This window comes from Pseudomonas caricapapayae, assembly GCF_001400735.1.
Classification (GTDB): domain Bacteria; phylum Pseudomonadota; class Gammaproteobacteria; order Pseudomonadales; family Pseudomonadaceae; genus Aquipseudomonas; species Aquipseudomonas caricapapayae.
Genome location: NZ_LJPW01000089.1, coordinates 91,624 through 104,256, shown reverse-complemented (window position 1 = coordinate 104,256; position 12,633 = coordinate 91,624). Strand labels below are relative to the sequence as shown.

Below are 12,633 nucleotides of genomic sequence, written 5' to 3'. Positions count from 1 at the left end.
GCATTACATTCGCAGAGGATTTAGCGCTATGACACCGCCTTCGCGGACAAGTCCGCTCCCGCCTAGCCTTGCTTTCCAGCCTCATCCGGGCGTGTGTATCACGCTGAGCGTGGAGCGTGAGAACGATTTAGAGAGCAGGCGGCACCACACTGAATCAAGGCCATATTGATATGCCTTCTTATTTTTACCGTTTGACCCTCGCCATCAGCTTGCTGCTGCCCTTCACCGTTCAAGCCGGCGATGCGAGTGATTTTGTAGCAGCCAGTTCTTCGCAACAGGCAGAACTACTGGAGACCTGGGCAGCCAAACCCGCACCGGAGCGCGTCGAGCTGCTCGAAGCGTTGCGCGATGGCCGTGTTGCCGCCGACAGCAGCAAGCGCGCCTGGATCGAAACCAACGATCAATACGTGGCCGTCGATGCACAGGCCCCTGCTGCCGCCGACGCACCGACACCTGACGAACCACGCAAATTGCGCTTGAACAACCGGCTGCGCGGCCTGGTTGAAACGGCGTTGGCCAGCCACCAGTTGCTGGCAGCCGATACGCGCCTGCGCATGTCGGCCGCGCTGCAGTTGCAGAAGAGCGCTCGCCCTGCACAACTGGAACTGCTGACCGAACGTGTCGCCAGCGAAACCGACTCCAGCGTTAAAAGCGCACTCACCCTGGCGCTGGCCAACCTACAACTGGTCGATTCCAGCCCGACGGTGCGTCTGGCCGCGGTACGACTGCTGGGCGAAACCGGCGACCCGCTGGCGCGTACCCGCCTTGAATCATTGCTGACACCGGGCGTTGAAACCGACGCGTCGGTAAGCGTGGCCGCTGAAACCAGTCTGGCGCAGGTCAAACGCAAGCTGATGATCGGCGAAATCCTTGGCCAGGCGTTCAGCGGCATGTCACTGGGCTCGATCCTGCTGCTGGCGGCGCTGGGCCTGGCGATCACCTTCGGTCTGCTCGGCGTGATCAATATGGCCCATGGCGAGATGCTGATGCTGGGCGCCTATTCAACCTACGTTGTGCAATTGATGCTGCAGCGCTACGCGCCAGGTGCCATCGAGTTCTACCCGCTGATCGCGCTGCCGGTGGCGTTTTTCGTCACCGCGGCTATCGGCATGGCCCTGGAACGCACGGTGATTCGTCATTTGTATGGCCGCCCACTGGAAACCCTGCTTGCTACCTGGGGCATCAGCCTGATGCTGATTCAGGCGGTGCGTCTGGCCTTTGGTGCGCAGAACGTCGAAGTCGCCAACCCGCAATGGCTGTCTGGCGGCCTGCAGGTGTTGCCGAACCTGGTACTGCCCTACAACCGCATCGTGATCATTGCTTTTGCACTGTTCGTGGTGGTGTTGACCTGGCTGTTGCTGAACAAGACCCGACTGGGCCTGAACGTACGGGCAGTGACCCAGAACCGCAACATGGCAGCCTGCTGCGGCGTGCCGACCGGACGCATCGACATGATGGCCTTCGGTCTGGGCTCAGGTATCGCGGGGCTGGGAGGCGTCGCCCTTAGCCAGATCGGCAACGTGGGCCCTGATCTTGGCCAAAGCTACATCATCGACTCGTTCCTGGTGGTGGTGCTTGGTGGTGTCGGGCAACTGGCAGGCAGTGTGATGGCGGCTTTCGGGCTGGGTATTGCCAACAAGATTCTCGAACCGCAAATCGGCGCTGTATTGGGCAAGATCCTGATTCTGGCGCTGATCATTCTGTTTATCCAGAAACGTCCGCAAGGCCTCTTCGCATTGAAAGGACGGGTGATCGACTGATGAGCCAGCCATTGATGGTAACTGCCGCGCAAAAAGCCGGCCCGAAAGGCACGCTGACCGCAGGCATTGTGATATTGGCTGTGCTGCTGGCACTGCCGCTGCTGTCGCTATTGCCTGCCGACAACAGCTTTCAGGTATCGGCCTACACCCTGACACTGGTGGGCAAGATCCTCTGCTACGCCATTGTTGCCCTGGCGCTGGATCTGGTCTGGGGCTACGCCGGGCTATTGTCGCTGGGCCACGGCCTGTTCTTCGCGCTGGGTGGCTATGCCATGGGCATGTACCTGATGCGCCAGGCGGCAGGCGAGGGTTTGCCTGCGTTCATGACCTTCCTGTCATGGACCGAGCTGCCGTGGTACTGGGCGGGCACCGACAATTTCCTCTGGGCAATGTGTCTGGTGGTATTGGCACCAGGGCTGCTGGCGCTGGTGTTCGGCTTCTTCGCCTTCCGCTCGCGGATCAAGGGTGTGTACTTTTCAATCATGACCCAGGCGCTGACCTTTGCCGGCATGCTGCTGTTCTTTCGCAACGAGACCGGCTTCGGTGGCAATAACGGATTCACCAACTTTCGCAGCATTCTGGGCTTCAGCATCAGCGCACAAGGGACCAGAGCCGCACTGTTTCTGGCAACGGTCGTATTGCTGGTGGCCAGTCTGTATATCGGCTGGCGCCTGGCGCAGAGCAAGTTTGGGCGGGTGCTGACAGCGCTGCGCGACGCGGAAAACCGCCTGATGTTCTGCGGTTACGATCCACGCGGTTTCAAACTGTTCGTCTGGGTTCTGAGCGCCGTGCTGTGCGGCCTGGCTGGTGCCTTGTATGTGCCGCAGGTCGGCATTATCAACCCCAGCGAAATGTCGCCGACCAACTCCATCGAAGCCGCTGTGTGGGTAGCCTTGGGCGGCCGTGGCACGTTGATCGGACCGTTGCTGGGCGCTGGCCTGGTAAACGGCATGAAGAGCTGGTTCACCGTGGCTTTCCCGGAGTATTGGCTGTTCTTCCTCGGCGCGCTGTTCATTATCGTCACGCTGTACCTGCCCAAGGGCGTGATCGGCTTGCTGAAGAAAAGGAGCGAGCAATGAAAACCACCCCGACCCCGTCGTTCATGCTTGAACCGATTCTGGCACCCAATTCCGATGCGGGCACCAGCCGCGACGCTGTGGGGCTCGGTAAAAGCGCTGGCAAGGGCCTTAACACACGTCACGGCACAATCCTGACCCTGGAAGATATCAGCGTCAGCTTCGACGGTTTCAAGGCACTGAACGACCTGAATCTGTACATCGGCGTGGGTGAGCTGCGCTGCATTATCGGGCCCAACGGCGCAGGCAAGACCACGCTGATGGATGTCATCACCGGCAAAACCCGGCCCAGCCACGGCAAGGCCTGGTTCGGCGAAACGCTGGACCTGACGCAGATGAGCGAAGTGCAGATCGCCCAGGCCGGTATAGGCCGCAAGTTCCAGAAGCCGACGGTATTCGAGGCCTTGAGCGTGTTCGAAAACCTTGAACTGGCACAGAAGACCGACAAATCGGTATGGGCCAGCTTGCGTGCACGGTTGAACGGAGAACAACAGGACAGCATCAATCAGGTGCTGGAAACGATCCGCCTGACCCATTCGATGCACCGCCCGGCGGGCTTGCTGTCCCATGGCCAGAAGCAGTTTCTGGAGATCGGCATGCTACTGGTTCAGGACCCGCAATTACTGCTGCTCGATGAACCCGTGGCGGGCATGACCGACGCCGAAACCGAATTCACCGCCGAGCTGTTCAAAGGCCTGGCCGGCAAGCATTCGTTGATGGTGGTCGAGCACGACATGGGCTTCGTCGGTTCGATTGCCGACCACGTCACCGTGCTGCACCAGGGCAGCGTATTGGCCGAAGGCTCGCTGAACGACGTGCAGGCCGACGAACGCGTCATCGAAGTGTATCTGGGGCGCTAGCGCGATCAGTAGCAAGCTGGAACAACGTCTGCTTTTTCTTGAAGCTTGAAGCTTGCGGCTTGAAGCTCAATTGCAATTTATGAGGCTCCCATGCTCACTGTTAGCCAACTCCACCAATACTACGGCGGCAGCCATATTCTTCGCGGCCTGTCGTTTGACGTGAAGGTCGGTGAAGTCACCTGCCTGCTGGGGCGCAACGGCGTGGGCAAAACCACGCTCCTGCGCGTGCTGATGGGCCTGCTGCCCTCGAAAGAAGGTTCGGTGCACTGGGAAGGCAAGGCGATCACCCACTTCAAGACACATCAGCGGGTGCATGCCGGGATCGCTTACGTGCCGCAGGGCCGGGAAATATTCGGCCGGCTGACGGTCGAGGAAAACCTGTTGATGGGCCTGTCACGCTTTCCCGGCTCCGAGGCAAAGGAAGTGCCGGCCTTTATCTATGAACTATTCCCGGTGCTGCTACAGATGAAGCATCGTCGTGGCGGCGACCTGTCCGGCGGCCAGCAGCAGCAACTGGCGATAGGCCGGGCGCTGGCGAGCCGTCCCCGCTTGCTGATTCTCGACGAGCCCACCGAAGGTATTCAGCCCTCGGTTATCAAGGAGATCGGCGCAGTGATCAAAAAACTGGCCGAACGGGGCGACATGGCGATTCTGCTGGTCGAGCAGTTCTACGACTTTGCGGCAGAACTGGCCGATCAATACCTGGTGATGTCGCGAGGAGAAATCGTTCAGCACGGCCGTGGCGAAAACATGGAGAGCGAAGGGGTTCGCGGTCTGGTCACTATTTGATGCGCCAATCCGTTATCGTGCAGCACTCGACAAGCCAATGAAGACATCATGAATCTGCCTGCCAACACCGCCCTTTTCACCCCCAGCTGGCATGCCGAGCTGGAATTGGGTTACGGCCGTTTCGATGACAGCACACGCCCGACGCAGCGTCGTCACAAGGGGCCGCTGCGGGTGCAGAAGCATCTCTACGCCGAAGGGCCTGAAGTGTGCCAACACATCATCGTTCATCCACCGGGCGGTATCGCCGGGGGTGACCGGCTGGATATTTCAGCCAATGTCGGTGACGGTGCCTGGGCACAGCTGACCAGCCCCGGCGCGGCCAAATGGTATCGCGCCGCCAGCCCGGCCTTTCAGCAACTGGAATTGCACGTGCAGCCCGGTGCAACGCTGGAGTGGCTGCCGCAGGAAACCATCGTATTCAGCAATGCCCAGGCCGAACTGACCACCCGCATAGAACTGCACGGTGATGCGAAGCTATGCTACTGGGATGTTGTGGCACTGGGCAGGCCAGCCAGTGGCGAGCGCTTCGAGCACGGACATTTTCAGTCGCACCTGGATATCCGTCGCGACGGCGCATTGCTCTGGCATGAGCGGCAACGCATTATCGGTGGCGACGGGCTGCTGGATTCGCCCATCGGCCTGAACGGTAAAACGGTGTTCGCTACCCTGCTTATGACGGGCGAGCCGGGCAGTGATCTGCTTGAAGCCTGCCGGTCGCTGGCGATGCCCAACCCGGTCCGGGGCGACCTGACCCAATTGCCGGGGCTTGTAGTGGCGCGCTGCCTGGCAGACGAAGCGCTGCATGCAAGGGCCTGGCTGATAGAAGTCTGGAAACGACTGCGTCCTGCCTTGCTGGGCCGAGAGGCGGTAACGCCGAGAATCTGGAATACATGATGGCTGGACGCATGGCGTCCAGGGCGGCATTCCCGCGCCAGCTCGGGAACGATCAACCACCGAATATGAAGAAGCGAAAAACCTATGGACCTGACGCCACGCGAAAAAGACAAGCTGCTGATTTTCACCGCCGGACTGGTTGCCGAACGGCGTCTGGCGCGCGGCGTGAAGCTTAATTACCCGGAAGCCATGGCTTACATCTCTGCGGCACTGCTGGAAGGTGCGCGTGATGGGCAGACCGTTGCCGATCTCATGCACTACGGCACGACACTGCTGAGCCGCGATCAGGTCATGGAAGGTATTGCGGAAATGATCCCGGAGATTCAGGTGGAAGCCACCTTCCCGGACGGCACCAAACTCGTCACCGTGCACCAGCCGATTGCCTGAAGGAATGATCATGCAAGACGTGATTCGCGATGCGCTGCCGGATGATCTGCCAGGCATTCTGACCATCTACAACGACGCCGTGCTCAACACCACGGCTATCTGGAATGAACAACCGGTCGATCTGGCCAACCGTCAGGCCTGGTACGCATCTCGCCAGAGCCAGGCGTACCCGATTCTGGTGGCTGTCGACAGCGCAGGCGAAGTACTGGGCTATTCGTCGTTTGGCGACTGGCGCCCCTTCGAAGGATTTCGCCATACAGTCGAACATTCGGTCTATGTTCGTGCAGATCAGCGCGGTAAAGGACTGGGGCCACGCCTGATGGGATCGCTGATCGAACGGGCCAGAGCCTGTGACAAGCACATGATGGTGGCCGCTATCGAGAGCGGCAACGCAGCCTCCATCGCCCTGCACGATCGCCTTGGTTTCAAGACCACCGGGCAAATGCCGCAAGTCGGCACCAAGTTCGGCCGCTGGCTGGACCTGACCTTCATGCAGCTCGATCTGTCGCCCGGCGCTCCGGCACCTGCTTCGCAAGCCCCCTCCTCCTTCTAGAGAGCACGCCATGAACCCAGCACAGCTGCGCCGCGTTACTGCAGAAAGCTTCGCGCATTACCGCCAGGGCCTGGCGCAACTGCTGTTCGATACGGTTCACGACGGGGCGTCGGTCGGTTTCATGGCCGACCTGGACATGGCGCAAGCCTGCAACTGGTGCGATGAACTCAAAGCCGACGTCGCCTCAGGTAATCTGCTTCTTTGGGTAGTGGTCGAAAACGAGCATGTTCTGGCCAGTGCGCAACTGTCGTTGTGCCAGAAACCCAACGGCCTGAATCGTGCAGAGGTACAGAAACTGATGGTGCAGCCTGCCTCTCGCGGGCGCGGCCTGGGCAGACAACTGATGGAAGCTGTCGAGCAGGCGGCCGTGAAGCATAAACGCGGCTTGCTGCACCTGGACACCGAAGCTGGCTCGACGGCTGAAGCGTTCTACCGTTCGCTGGCCTACAACCGCCTCGGCGAGCTGCCGGATTATTGCGCCACACCGGACGGTCGCTATCGGCCGACCGCCATTTATTTCAAAACCTTGGGGCAACCGACATGATCCCTGGTCAATACCAGATTCAGCCCGGCGACATCGAACTCAACGCCGGACGCCGCACCCTCAGCTTGACCGTTGCCAACAGCGGTGACCGGCCGATTCAGGTGGGCTCGCACTTCCATTTTTTCGAAACCAACGACGCACTGAGCTTTGATCGCGACGCCAGTCGAGGCATGCGCCTGAACATTCCGGCCGGTACCGCCGTGCGCTTCGAGCCTGGTCAGTCCCGTGAAGTCGAGCTGGTGGACCTGGCCGGATTGCGCAAAGTCTACGGCTTTGCCGGGCGAGTGATGGGCGATCTGGATTGAAGCCTTTTTGAATACCGTTTCTACGCTGCGCGCTCAGAGCTATACACACATCTCCTTTTGATTCTGGCCGGAGGCCGTAGGAGCGAACGTGTTCGCGAAGAGGCCGGTACAGCCTGCCGAAACAGGGCGTTCGGACTAACGTCTTGGTGAGCAATGCGGATCGCCGCTCCGGTCACTCCCACAGGGATCTAATCAGGACGTGTGTATGACGATGGGCACTCGGCACGAGGATCAAAAGCTTTGACGACTAACGACTTGCAGCTCGCCGCTGGTCGCTTTGAAAAACTTACAGTTTGCGGCCTGCAGCTTGCCGCTCTGAATCCGAGGTACGAGAGATGAAGATAAGCCGACAAGCCTACGCAGACATGTTCGGCCCCACCGTCGGCGACAGGGTTCGCCTGGCCGATACCGAACTGTGGATCGAGGTCGAAAAGGACTTCACTACCTACGGCGAAGAAGTGAAGTTCGGTGGTGGCAAGGTCATCCGTGATGGCATGGGCCAAGGCCAGCTAATGGCCGCCGACGTGGTCGATACGCTGATAACCAACGCCCTGATCATCGACCATTGGGGCATCGTCAAGGCCGACGTCGGCATCAAGAACGGGCGTATCGCGGCCATCGGCAAGGCCGGTAACCCGGACATCCAGCCAGACGTGACCATTGCGGTGGGCGCGGCCACCGAAGTCATTGCCGGTGAAGGCATGATCCTCACCGCTGGCGGCGTCGACACGCACATCCACTTCATCTGCCCACAACAGATCGAAGAAGCGCTGATGAGCGGCGTGACGACCATGATCGGCGGCGGCACCGGCCCCGCCACAGGCACCAACGCCACCACTGTCACACCCGGCCCGTGGCATATGGCGCGCATGCTCCAGGCCTCGGACTCGTTTCCGATGAACATCGGTTTCACCGGCAAGGGCAACGTCAGCCTGCCCGGTCCGTTGATCGAGCAGGTCAAGGCGGGTGCCATCGGTCTGAAGCTGCACGAAGACTGGGGCACCACGCCTGCGGCCATCGACAATTGCCTGAGCGTTGCCGACGAATACGACGTGCAGGTCGCGATCCACACCGACACCCTCAACGAGTCTGGTTTTGTCGAGACCACCCTGGCCGCGTTCAAGAACCGCACGATTCACACCTATCACACCGAAGGTGCCGGTGGCGGTCATGCACCGGACATCATCAAGGCCTGCGGTTCGCCGAACGTGCTGCCGAGTTCGACCAACCCGACGCGCCCGTTCACCCGCAACACCATCGACGAACACCTGGACATGCTCATGGTCTGCCACCACCTGGACCCGAGCATCGCCGAAGACGTTGCGTTCGCGGAAAGCCGCATACGCCGCGAGACCATCGCCGCCGAGGACATCCTTCACGACCTGGGTGCCTTTTCGATGCTCAGCTCCGACAGCCAGGCCATGGGCCGGGTTGGCGAGGTGATCATGCGTACCTGGCAAACTGCAGACAAAATGAAGAAACAGCGAGGTCCACTGCCGCAGGACGGCCAAGGCAACGACAACTTCCGCGCCAAGCGTTACATCGCCAAATACACCATCAACCCGGCAATTACCCACGGCATCAGCCATGAAGTGGGCTCTATCGAAGTCGGCAAATGGGCGGATCTGGTGCTGTGGCGGCCGGCGTTCTTTGGCGTAAAACCGACCCTGATCCTCAAGGGCGGGGCCATCGCGGCCAGCCTGATGGGCGATGCCAACGCTTCGATTCCGACACCGCAACCGGTTCATTACCGCCCGATGTTCGCCAGCTACGGCAGTTCGCTGCACGCCACCAGCCTGACCTTCATCAGCCAGGCGGCATTCGACGCAGGCGTACCGGAGTCACTGGGCCTGAAGAAGCAGATCGGTGTCGTCAAAGGCTGCCGCAGCGTGCAGAAGAAAGACCTGATCCACAACGATTACCTGCCGGACATCGAAGTCGATCCGCAAACCTATCAGGTCAAGGCCGATGGGGTGTTGCTGTGGTGCGAACCCGCAGATGTGCTGCCGATGGCGCAACGGTATTTTCTGTTTTGAATCAGCAAGGGCCTTCGCTTTCAGAAGGCCCTTCAATATTTATTGCTCGGTTTATTCTTTGAGGCTAAGCAACTCGTTGAGTTTGGTTCTGAACCAGAACTTGAGATGAAAATCAGCAGTTTCCTCAATCTTTTTACCGCTCTTGAAAAAGATGATGGTTGGTGTAACGGTGACATTGTAGTTTTGGGCTGTCGCTGGGCTAGTGTCCACAGGCACACGAAGCATGACGACCCTCCCGGCAAACTCAGGCGCTAGCTCATCGAGAATTGTCCCAGTCCGCGTACTGTTGTTCGCTTCACCGTGGTCATTAACGCCAGGGCTGCTGAATTCCAGCACCACCAACGGGCTGATTGCAGGCCATTGGGAACTGAAGTCCGCATCGTTCTTAACGACCCGGACCTGGGCCGCTTTGTTCTGGTAATTCAGAAGTGTTTCTTTAGGTTCCAATGTTTTCAGCGACTGCAGCGTATCGTTGATAGCATCCAGTCCCCCCAGATCCTGGGGGGTGCCCGTGCCCTGCAATGCTCGCTGCAATGGGAGAAAAACGCTCAGTTTTCCTGTCGCTACGTCGTCGAGCTTGCTGACTTTTCCGTCGGCCAGTGTCTGCTGGGCACGCGTTACACGCTCTTCGACGAAAGCTGTGAGTCCTGTGTTCGGCATGGTCATTCTCCAATTACGAAGCGGGTAGCAATTTATCCAGGATTTGCGTCATCCGTTCTTTGGTTTGCTGGCCGACAAGGTCTTCACTTGCTTTTGCCCCACCCTTGAAGAAAACCATCGTCGGACCATGATTTATCTGATATTCACTCGAAGTCACCGGGTTCAAAGAGTCTTTGAGATCCGAATCCAGTTCGATCTCGACCCTGACCAAGCTGACCTTTCCGGCATATTTCTCTTCCAGCGCATCAAAAATGGCATCCATTCTGGCACTGGCGTTTTCCTCGCCTCGCTTATTTACCTTGCCTTTCGTCGAGAATTCCACCACCACGAGCCTTTGATTGCTCGCCTCAATGACATCCTTCTGAAAGGTCGAATCAGTAACTGTCATGACACTCATGCTCAGGGCCTCCATTCGATTAACCTGCCGAATGAACATAGGCCCCATAGAAATCAGCGTCTACTGACAGAAATGACAGTAACACTCTGTTTGTCGTGCTCTGTAAAAGCGCTAATATGCGCCCATCTTTCGTCACGCATCTCCAAAGGTAGTCGGCCATGCGCCTTTCCGAATTCATCGTTGTTCATGTGGATCGCATTGTCGACGAATGGGAAGACTTCGCCAGAACCCTGAAACCTGCTGCCGACTCGATGAGCAAGCTGGAGCTACGCGATCACGCCAAATCGATTCTGCTGGCAGCGGTACGCGACATGAAAACCGTGCAGAGCAAAAGCGAGGAGATTGCCAAGGCCAGAGGCGAAGATCTGAACAAGACGCCAAGCCTGGACGAAGCGGCCAGCAGTCATGGCGAATTGCGCCATGAAGTCGGTTTCGATCTGGTACAGATGACTTCCGAGTTCCGGCACTTGCGTGCCAGCGTCATCCGCTTGTGGGTCGAAAGCCTGACCGAGCCGCAGCTCGCCGATTTTCAAGAAGTGATCCGCTTCAACGAAGCCATTGACGAAGCGCTTGCCGAGTCCACTGCCGCCTATGCCGAACGGGTCGGCCGCTCCCGGGACATCTTTCTCGCCATCCTGGGCCATGATCTGCGCGCACCACTCCAGGCCGTCAGCATGTCCGCCGAATTGCTGGCCCGCAAGATATCTCCGGATGAGAAAGCCCAGTCATATATCTCGCGCATTCAACTGAGCACCCGCCACATGGGCGCGATGGTCGGCGACCTGCTCGAGTTCGTGCGCAGCCGTCTGGGTGCCGGGTTGCCGGTCGAGCGTAAGTACATGGACCTGGCGCATGCCTGTCGCGAAGCCATCGAGGAAGCCTGCGCCGGGCATCCGAACTCTATTCCGGTACTTGAAGTTGCGGGCGACACGAAAGGCCACTGGGACGGGGCACGGATAGGCCAGCTGCTGCAAAACCTGATCGGCAATGCCATGCAGCATGGTGCGGCCACCCACGAAATCAAGGTCAGGATCAGCGGCAACCCGAACACTGTCGAGCTCGTTGTGCATAACGAAGGCAGGCCGATTGCCGAAGATGCAATCGGCACCATCTTCGATCCGCTGGTGCGCAGCACCCATGAAGACAGTGAAACACGCAACACCTCGACGAGCCTCGGGCTGGGTCTGTTCATCGTCAAGGAAGTGGTCAACGCCCACAGTGGCAGCATCACCGTGACCTCGACCATAGACGAAGGCACCACGTTTACCGTGGTGCTGCCCAGAACCTGACTCAGGCTGTCGATCGAACAGTGGCGCTATTCTTTCAGCCCTTCCACTGCGCCCTTGGATCGAACGAAGAACTGTCTGCCAGTTTCTGCCAGAGCGCCCGGGTAGCCTCGTCGGTATGCTTGGGCACAACGATTTTCAGTTGAGCGTAAAGATCGCCTCGCTCGCCACTCTTGTTCATCAACCCGTTACCCTTGATGCGCAGACGCTGACCGTTCTGACTGTCAGGGCGGATGGTCAGGTTGATTCTGCTGTTCAGTGTCGGCACAGCGACCTTGGTGCCCAGCACCGCTTCCCAGGGGGCCAGAGGAACGGTGATGACCAGATCATGACCCTCGACCTCGAACAGAGGGTGCGGAGCCAGGCGAATGATCAGATACAGATCGCCATTCGCACCGCCGCCCACACCGGGCGCGCCTTGCCCCTTGAGACGAATGCGCTCGCCATCGACAACACCGGCGGGAATCTTCACATTCAGGGTTTTGGTGATGTCACTCATGCGCTGCCCGTTGGGGCTGTGCTGAGGCACCTTGAAACTGACCTGCTTGGACTCTCCCGACAGGGTTTCCTCAAGGAAGACCGCCAGTTCCATCTCCACGTCCTGCCCGGTACGCCCCGGATTGCGGGTGCGGCCGCCCTGCTGTGGCCGGCCACCGAAAATGGAGCTGAAAAACTCTGAAAAGTCTGCGGTTTCCTCGAAGCCGCCTGCCCCGGCACCAGCCCGGCTTTGCCAGCCCGGCGGGGTCTGGAATGGACGGCCCTGGCGACCGTACTTGCGCAGCTCATCGTACTCGGCGCGCTTTTCAGGGCTGCTGAGCACTTCGTAGGCTTCGGACGCTTCCTTGAACTTGTCTTCGGCGCCTGCTTCCTTGCTGACGTCAGGGTGATACTTGCGCGCCAGCTTGCGATAGGCGGTCTTGATTGCCTTGTCGTCCGCAGTCGGCTCCACGTCAAGTATCTTGTAGTAGTCTTTGAAATCCATGTAACGATCACCCATCCGAATTATCCGGCAAAGCCAGATACGCTGGCGTCACGCGCCCAGCTCCCTCTATTCAGGAGGTATCTGGATTACCTAACGTCGAAAAA

Annotated in this window: 14 protein-coding genes; 11 read left to right on the top strand and 3 right to left on the bottom strand. The window is 59.1% G+C overall.

Going from position 1 to position 12,633, the window contains the following annotated elements; translation table 11 throughout:
* Positions 1-170 precede the first annotated feature (170 nt).
* The 10 genes from urtB to ureC all read left to right on the top strand — a co-directional run bounded on the left by urtB (position 171) and on the right by ureC (position 9,204).
* The gene (gene urtB / locus ALO80_RS13755; protein ID WP_055009393.1) at positions 171-1,760 is read left to right on the top strand and encodes an urea ABC transporter permease subunit UrtB; all 1,590 of its coding nucleotides are present in this window, start codon (positions 171-173) and stop codon (positions 1,758-1,760) included.
* Positions 1,760-2,839 (top strand): urea ABC transporter permease subunit UrtC, encoded by a 1,080-nt coding sequence (urtC, locus tag ALO80_RS13750; RefSeq protein WP_055009392.1) that lies wholly within the window; start codon positions 1,760-1,762, stop codon positions 2,837-2,839. The genes urtB and urtC overlap by 1 nt, the downstream gene beginning before the upstream one ends.
* Entirely contained in the window at positions 2,836-3,696 is an 861-nt protein-coding gene (gene urtD, locus ALO80_RS13745; protein ID WP_054986611.1) for an urea ABC transporter ATP-binding protein UrtD, read from the top strand. The genes urtC and urtD overlap by 4 nt, the downstream gene beginning before the upstream one ends.
* A gap of 90 nt (positions 3,697-3,786) precedes the next feature.
* Positions 3,787-4,485 (top strand): urea ABC transporter ATP-binding subunit UrtE, encoded by a 699-nt coding sequence (urtE, locus tag ALO80_RS13740; RefSeq protein WP_054986612.1) that lies wholly within the window; start codon positions 3,787-3,789, stop codon positions 4,483-4,485.
* A 48-nt stretch (positions 4,486-4,533) separates the two neighbouring features.
* Complete coding sequence (locus tag ALO80_RS13735; protein ID WP_055009391.1) at positions 4,534-5,379, top strand: urease accessory protein UreD; 846 nt, start codon at positions 4,534-4,536, stop codon at positions 5,377-5,379.
* An 84-nt stretch (positions 5,380-5,463) separates the two neighbouring features.
* Entirely contained in the window at positions 5,464-5,766 is a 303-nt protein-coding gene (gene ureA, locus ALO80_RS13730; protein WP_054986614.1) for an urease subunit gamma, read from the top strand.
* Between the two features lie 10 nt (positions 5,767-5,776).
* Entirely contained in the window at positions 5,777-6,319 is a 543-nt protein-coding gene (locus ALO80_RS13725) for a GNAT family N-acetyltransferase (RefSeq protein WP_055009390.1), read from the top strand.
* A 10-nt stretch (positions 6,320-6,329) separates the two neighbouring features.
* Positions 6,330-6,863: a GNAT family N-acetyltransferase gene (locus ALO80_RS13720; RefSeq protein ID WP_055009389.1), complete on the top strand. Its 534-nt coding sequence runs from the start codon at positions 6,330-6,332 to the stop codon at positions 6,861-6,863.
* Positions 6,860-7,168 (top strand): urease subunit beta, encoded by a 309-nt coding sequence (locus tag ALO80_RS13715; RefSeq protein ID WP_054986617.1) that lies wholly within the window; start codon positions 6,860-6,862, stop codon positions 7,166-7,168. The genes ALO80_RS13720 and ALO80_RS13715 overlap by 4 nt, the downstream gene beginning before the upstream one ends.
* A gap of 335 nt (positions 7,169-7,503) precedes the next feature.
* Entirely contained in the window at positions 7,504-9,204 is a 1,701-nt protein-coding gene (ureC, locus tag ALO80_RS13710) for an urease subunit alpha (protein WP_055009388.1), read from the top strand.
* Positions 9,205-9,255: 51 nt separating this feature from the next.
* Here the strand turns inward: ureC and ALO80_RS13705 are convergent, their stop codons facing one another.
* Together ALO80_RS13705 and ALO80_RS13700 are read right to left on the bottom strand one after the other, a co-directional pair.
* Positions 9,256-9,864 (bottom strand): thioredoxin family protein, encoded by a 609-nt coding sequence (locus ALO80_RS13705; RefSeq protein ID WP_055009387.1) that lies wholly within the window; start codon positions 9,862-9,864, stop codon positions 9,256-9,258.
* Positions 9,865-9,877: 13 nt separating this feature from the next.
* On the bottom strand, positions 9,878-10,261 hold the full coding sequence (locus ALO80_RS13700; protein ID WP_055009396.1) for a thioredoxin family protein: 384 nt from the start codon (positions 10,259-10,261) through the stop codon (positions 9,878-9,880).
* Between the two features lie 158 nt (positions 10,262-10,419).
* Here ALO80_RS13700 and ALO80_RS13695 point away from each other — a divergent pair, with 158 nt between their 5' ends.
* Positions 10,420-11,550, top strand: a complete 1,131-nt coding sequence (locus ALO80_RS13695) for a sensor histidine kinase (RefSeq protein WP_055009386.1) — start codon at positions 10,420-10,422, stop codon at positions 11,548-11,550.
* A gap of 34 nt (positions 11,551-11,584) precedes the next feature.
* Here the strand turns inward: ALO80_RS13695 and cbpA are convergent, their stop codons facing one another.
* Positions 11,585-12,529 carry a curved DNA-binding protein gene (cbpA, locus tag ALO80_RS13690; protein WP_054986654.1) on the bottom strand — a complete coding sequence of 315 codons (945 nt, stop codon included), beginning with the start codon at positions 12,527-12,529 and terminating at the stop codon, positions 11,585-11,587.
* Positions 12,530-12,633 lie beyond the last annotated feature (104 nt).

What these genes read in the sequence shown, in the direction of transcription:
- ALO80_RS13700 (WP_055009396.1), bottom strand. Translation starts at nt 10,261, where the DNA reads ATGAGTGTCATGACAGTTACTGATTCGACCTTTCAGAAGGATGTCATT.
- ureA (WP_054986614.1), top strand. Translation starts at nt 5,464, where the DNA reads ATGGACCTGACGCCACGCGAAAAAGACAAGCTGCTGATTTTCACCGCC.
- urtD (WP_054986611.1), top strand. Translation starts at nt 2,836, where the DNA reads ATGAAAACCACCCCGACCCCGTCGTTCATGCTTGAACCGATTCTGGCA.
- ALO80_RS13705 (WP_055009387.1), bottom strand. Translation starts at nt 9,864, where the DNA reads ATGCCGAACACAGGACTCACAGCTTTCGTCGAAGAGCGTGTAACGCGT.
- urtB (WP_055009393.1), top strand. Translation starts at nt 171, where the DNA reads ATGCCTTCTTATTTTTACCGTTTGACCCTCGCCATCAGCTTGCTGCTG.
- ALO80_RS13715 (WP_054986617.1), top strand. Translation starts at nt 6,860, where the DNA reads ATGATCCCTGGTCAATACCAGATTCAGCCCGGCGACATCGAACTCAAC.
- ALO80_RS13725 (WP_055009390.1), top strand. Translation starts at nt 5,777, where the DNA reads ATGCAAGACGTGATTCGCGATGCGCTGCCGGATGATCTGCCAGGCATT.
- ALO80_RS13720 (WP_055009389.1), top strand. Translation starts at nt 6,330, where the DNA reads ATGAACCCAGCACAGCTGCGCCGCGTTACTGCAGAAAGCTTCGCGCAT.
- ureC (WP_055009388.1), top strand. Translation starts at nt 7,504, where the DNA reads ATGAAGATAAGCCGACAAGCCTACGCAGACATGTTCGGCCCCACCGTC.
- urtE (WP_054986612.1), top strand. Translation starts at nt 3,787, where the DNA reads ATGCTCACTGTTAGCCAACTCCACCAATACTACGGCGGCAGCCATATT.
- ALO80_RS13695 (WP_055009386.1), top strand. Translation starts at nt 10,420, where the DNA reads ATGCGCCTTTCCGAATTCATCGTTGTTCATGTGGATCGCATTGTCGAC.
- urtC (WP_055009392.1), top strand. Translation starts at nt 1,760, where the DNA reads ATGAGCCAGCCATTGATGGTAACTGCCGCGCAAAAAGCCGGCCCGAAA.
- cbpA (WP_054986654.1), bottom strand. Translation starts at nt 12,529, where the DNA reads ATGGATTTCAAAGACTACTACAAGATACTTGACGTGGAGCCGACTGCG.
- ALO80_RS13735 (WP_055009391.1), top strand. Translation starts at nt 4,534, where the DNA reads ATGAATCTGCCTGCCAACACCGCCCTTTTCACCCCCAGCTGGCATGCC.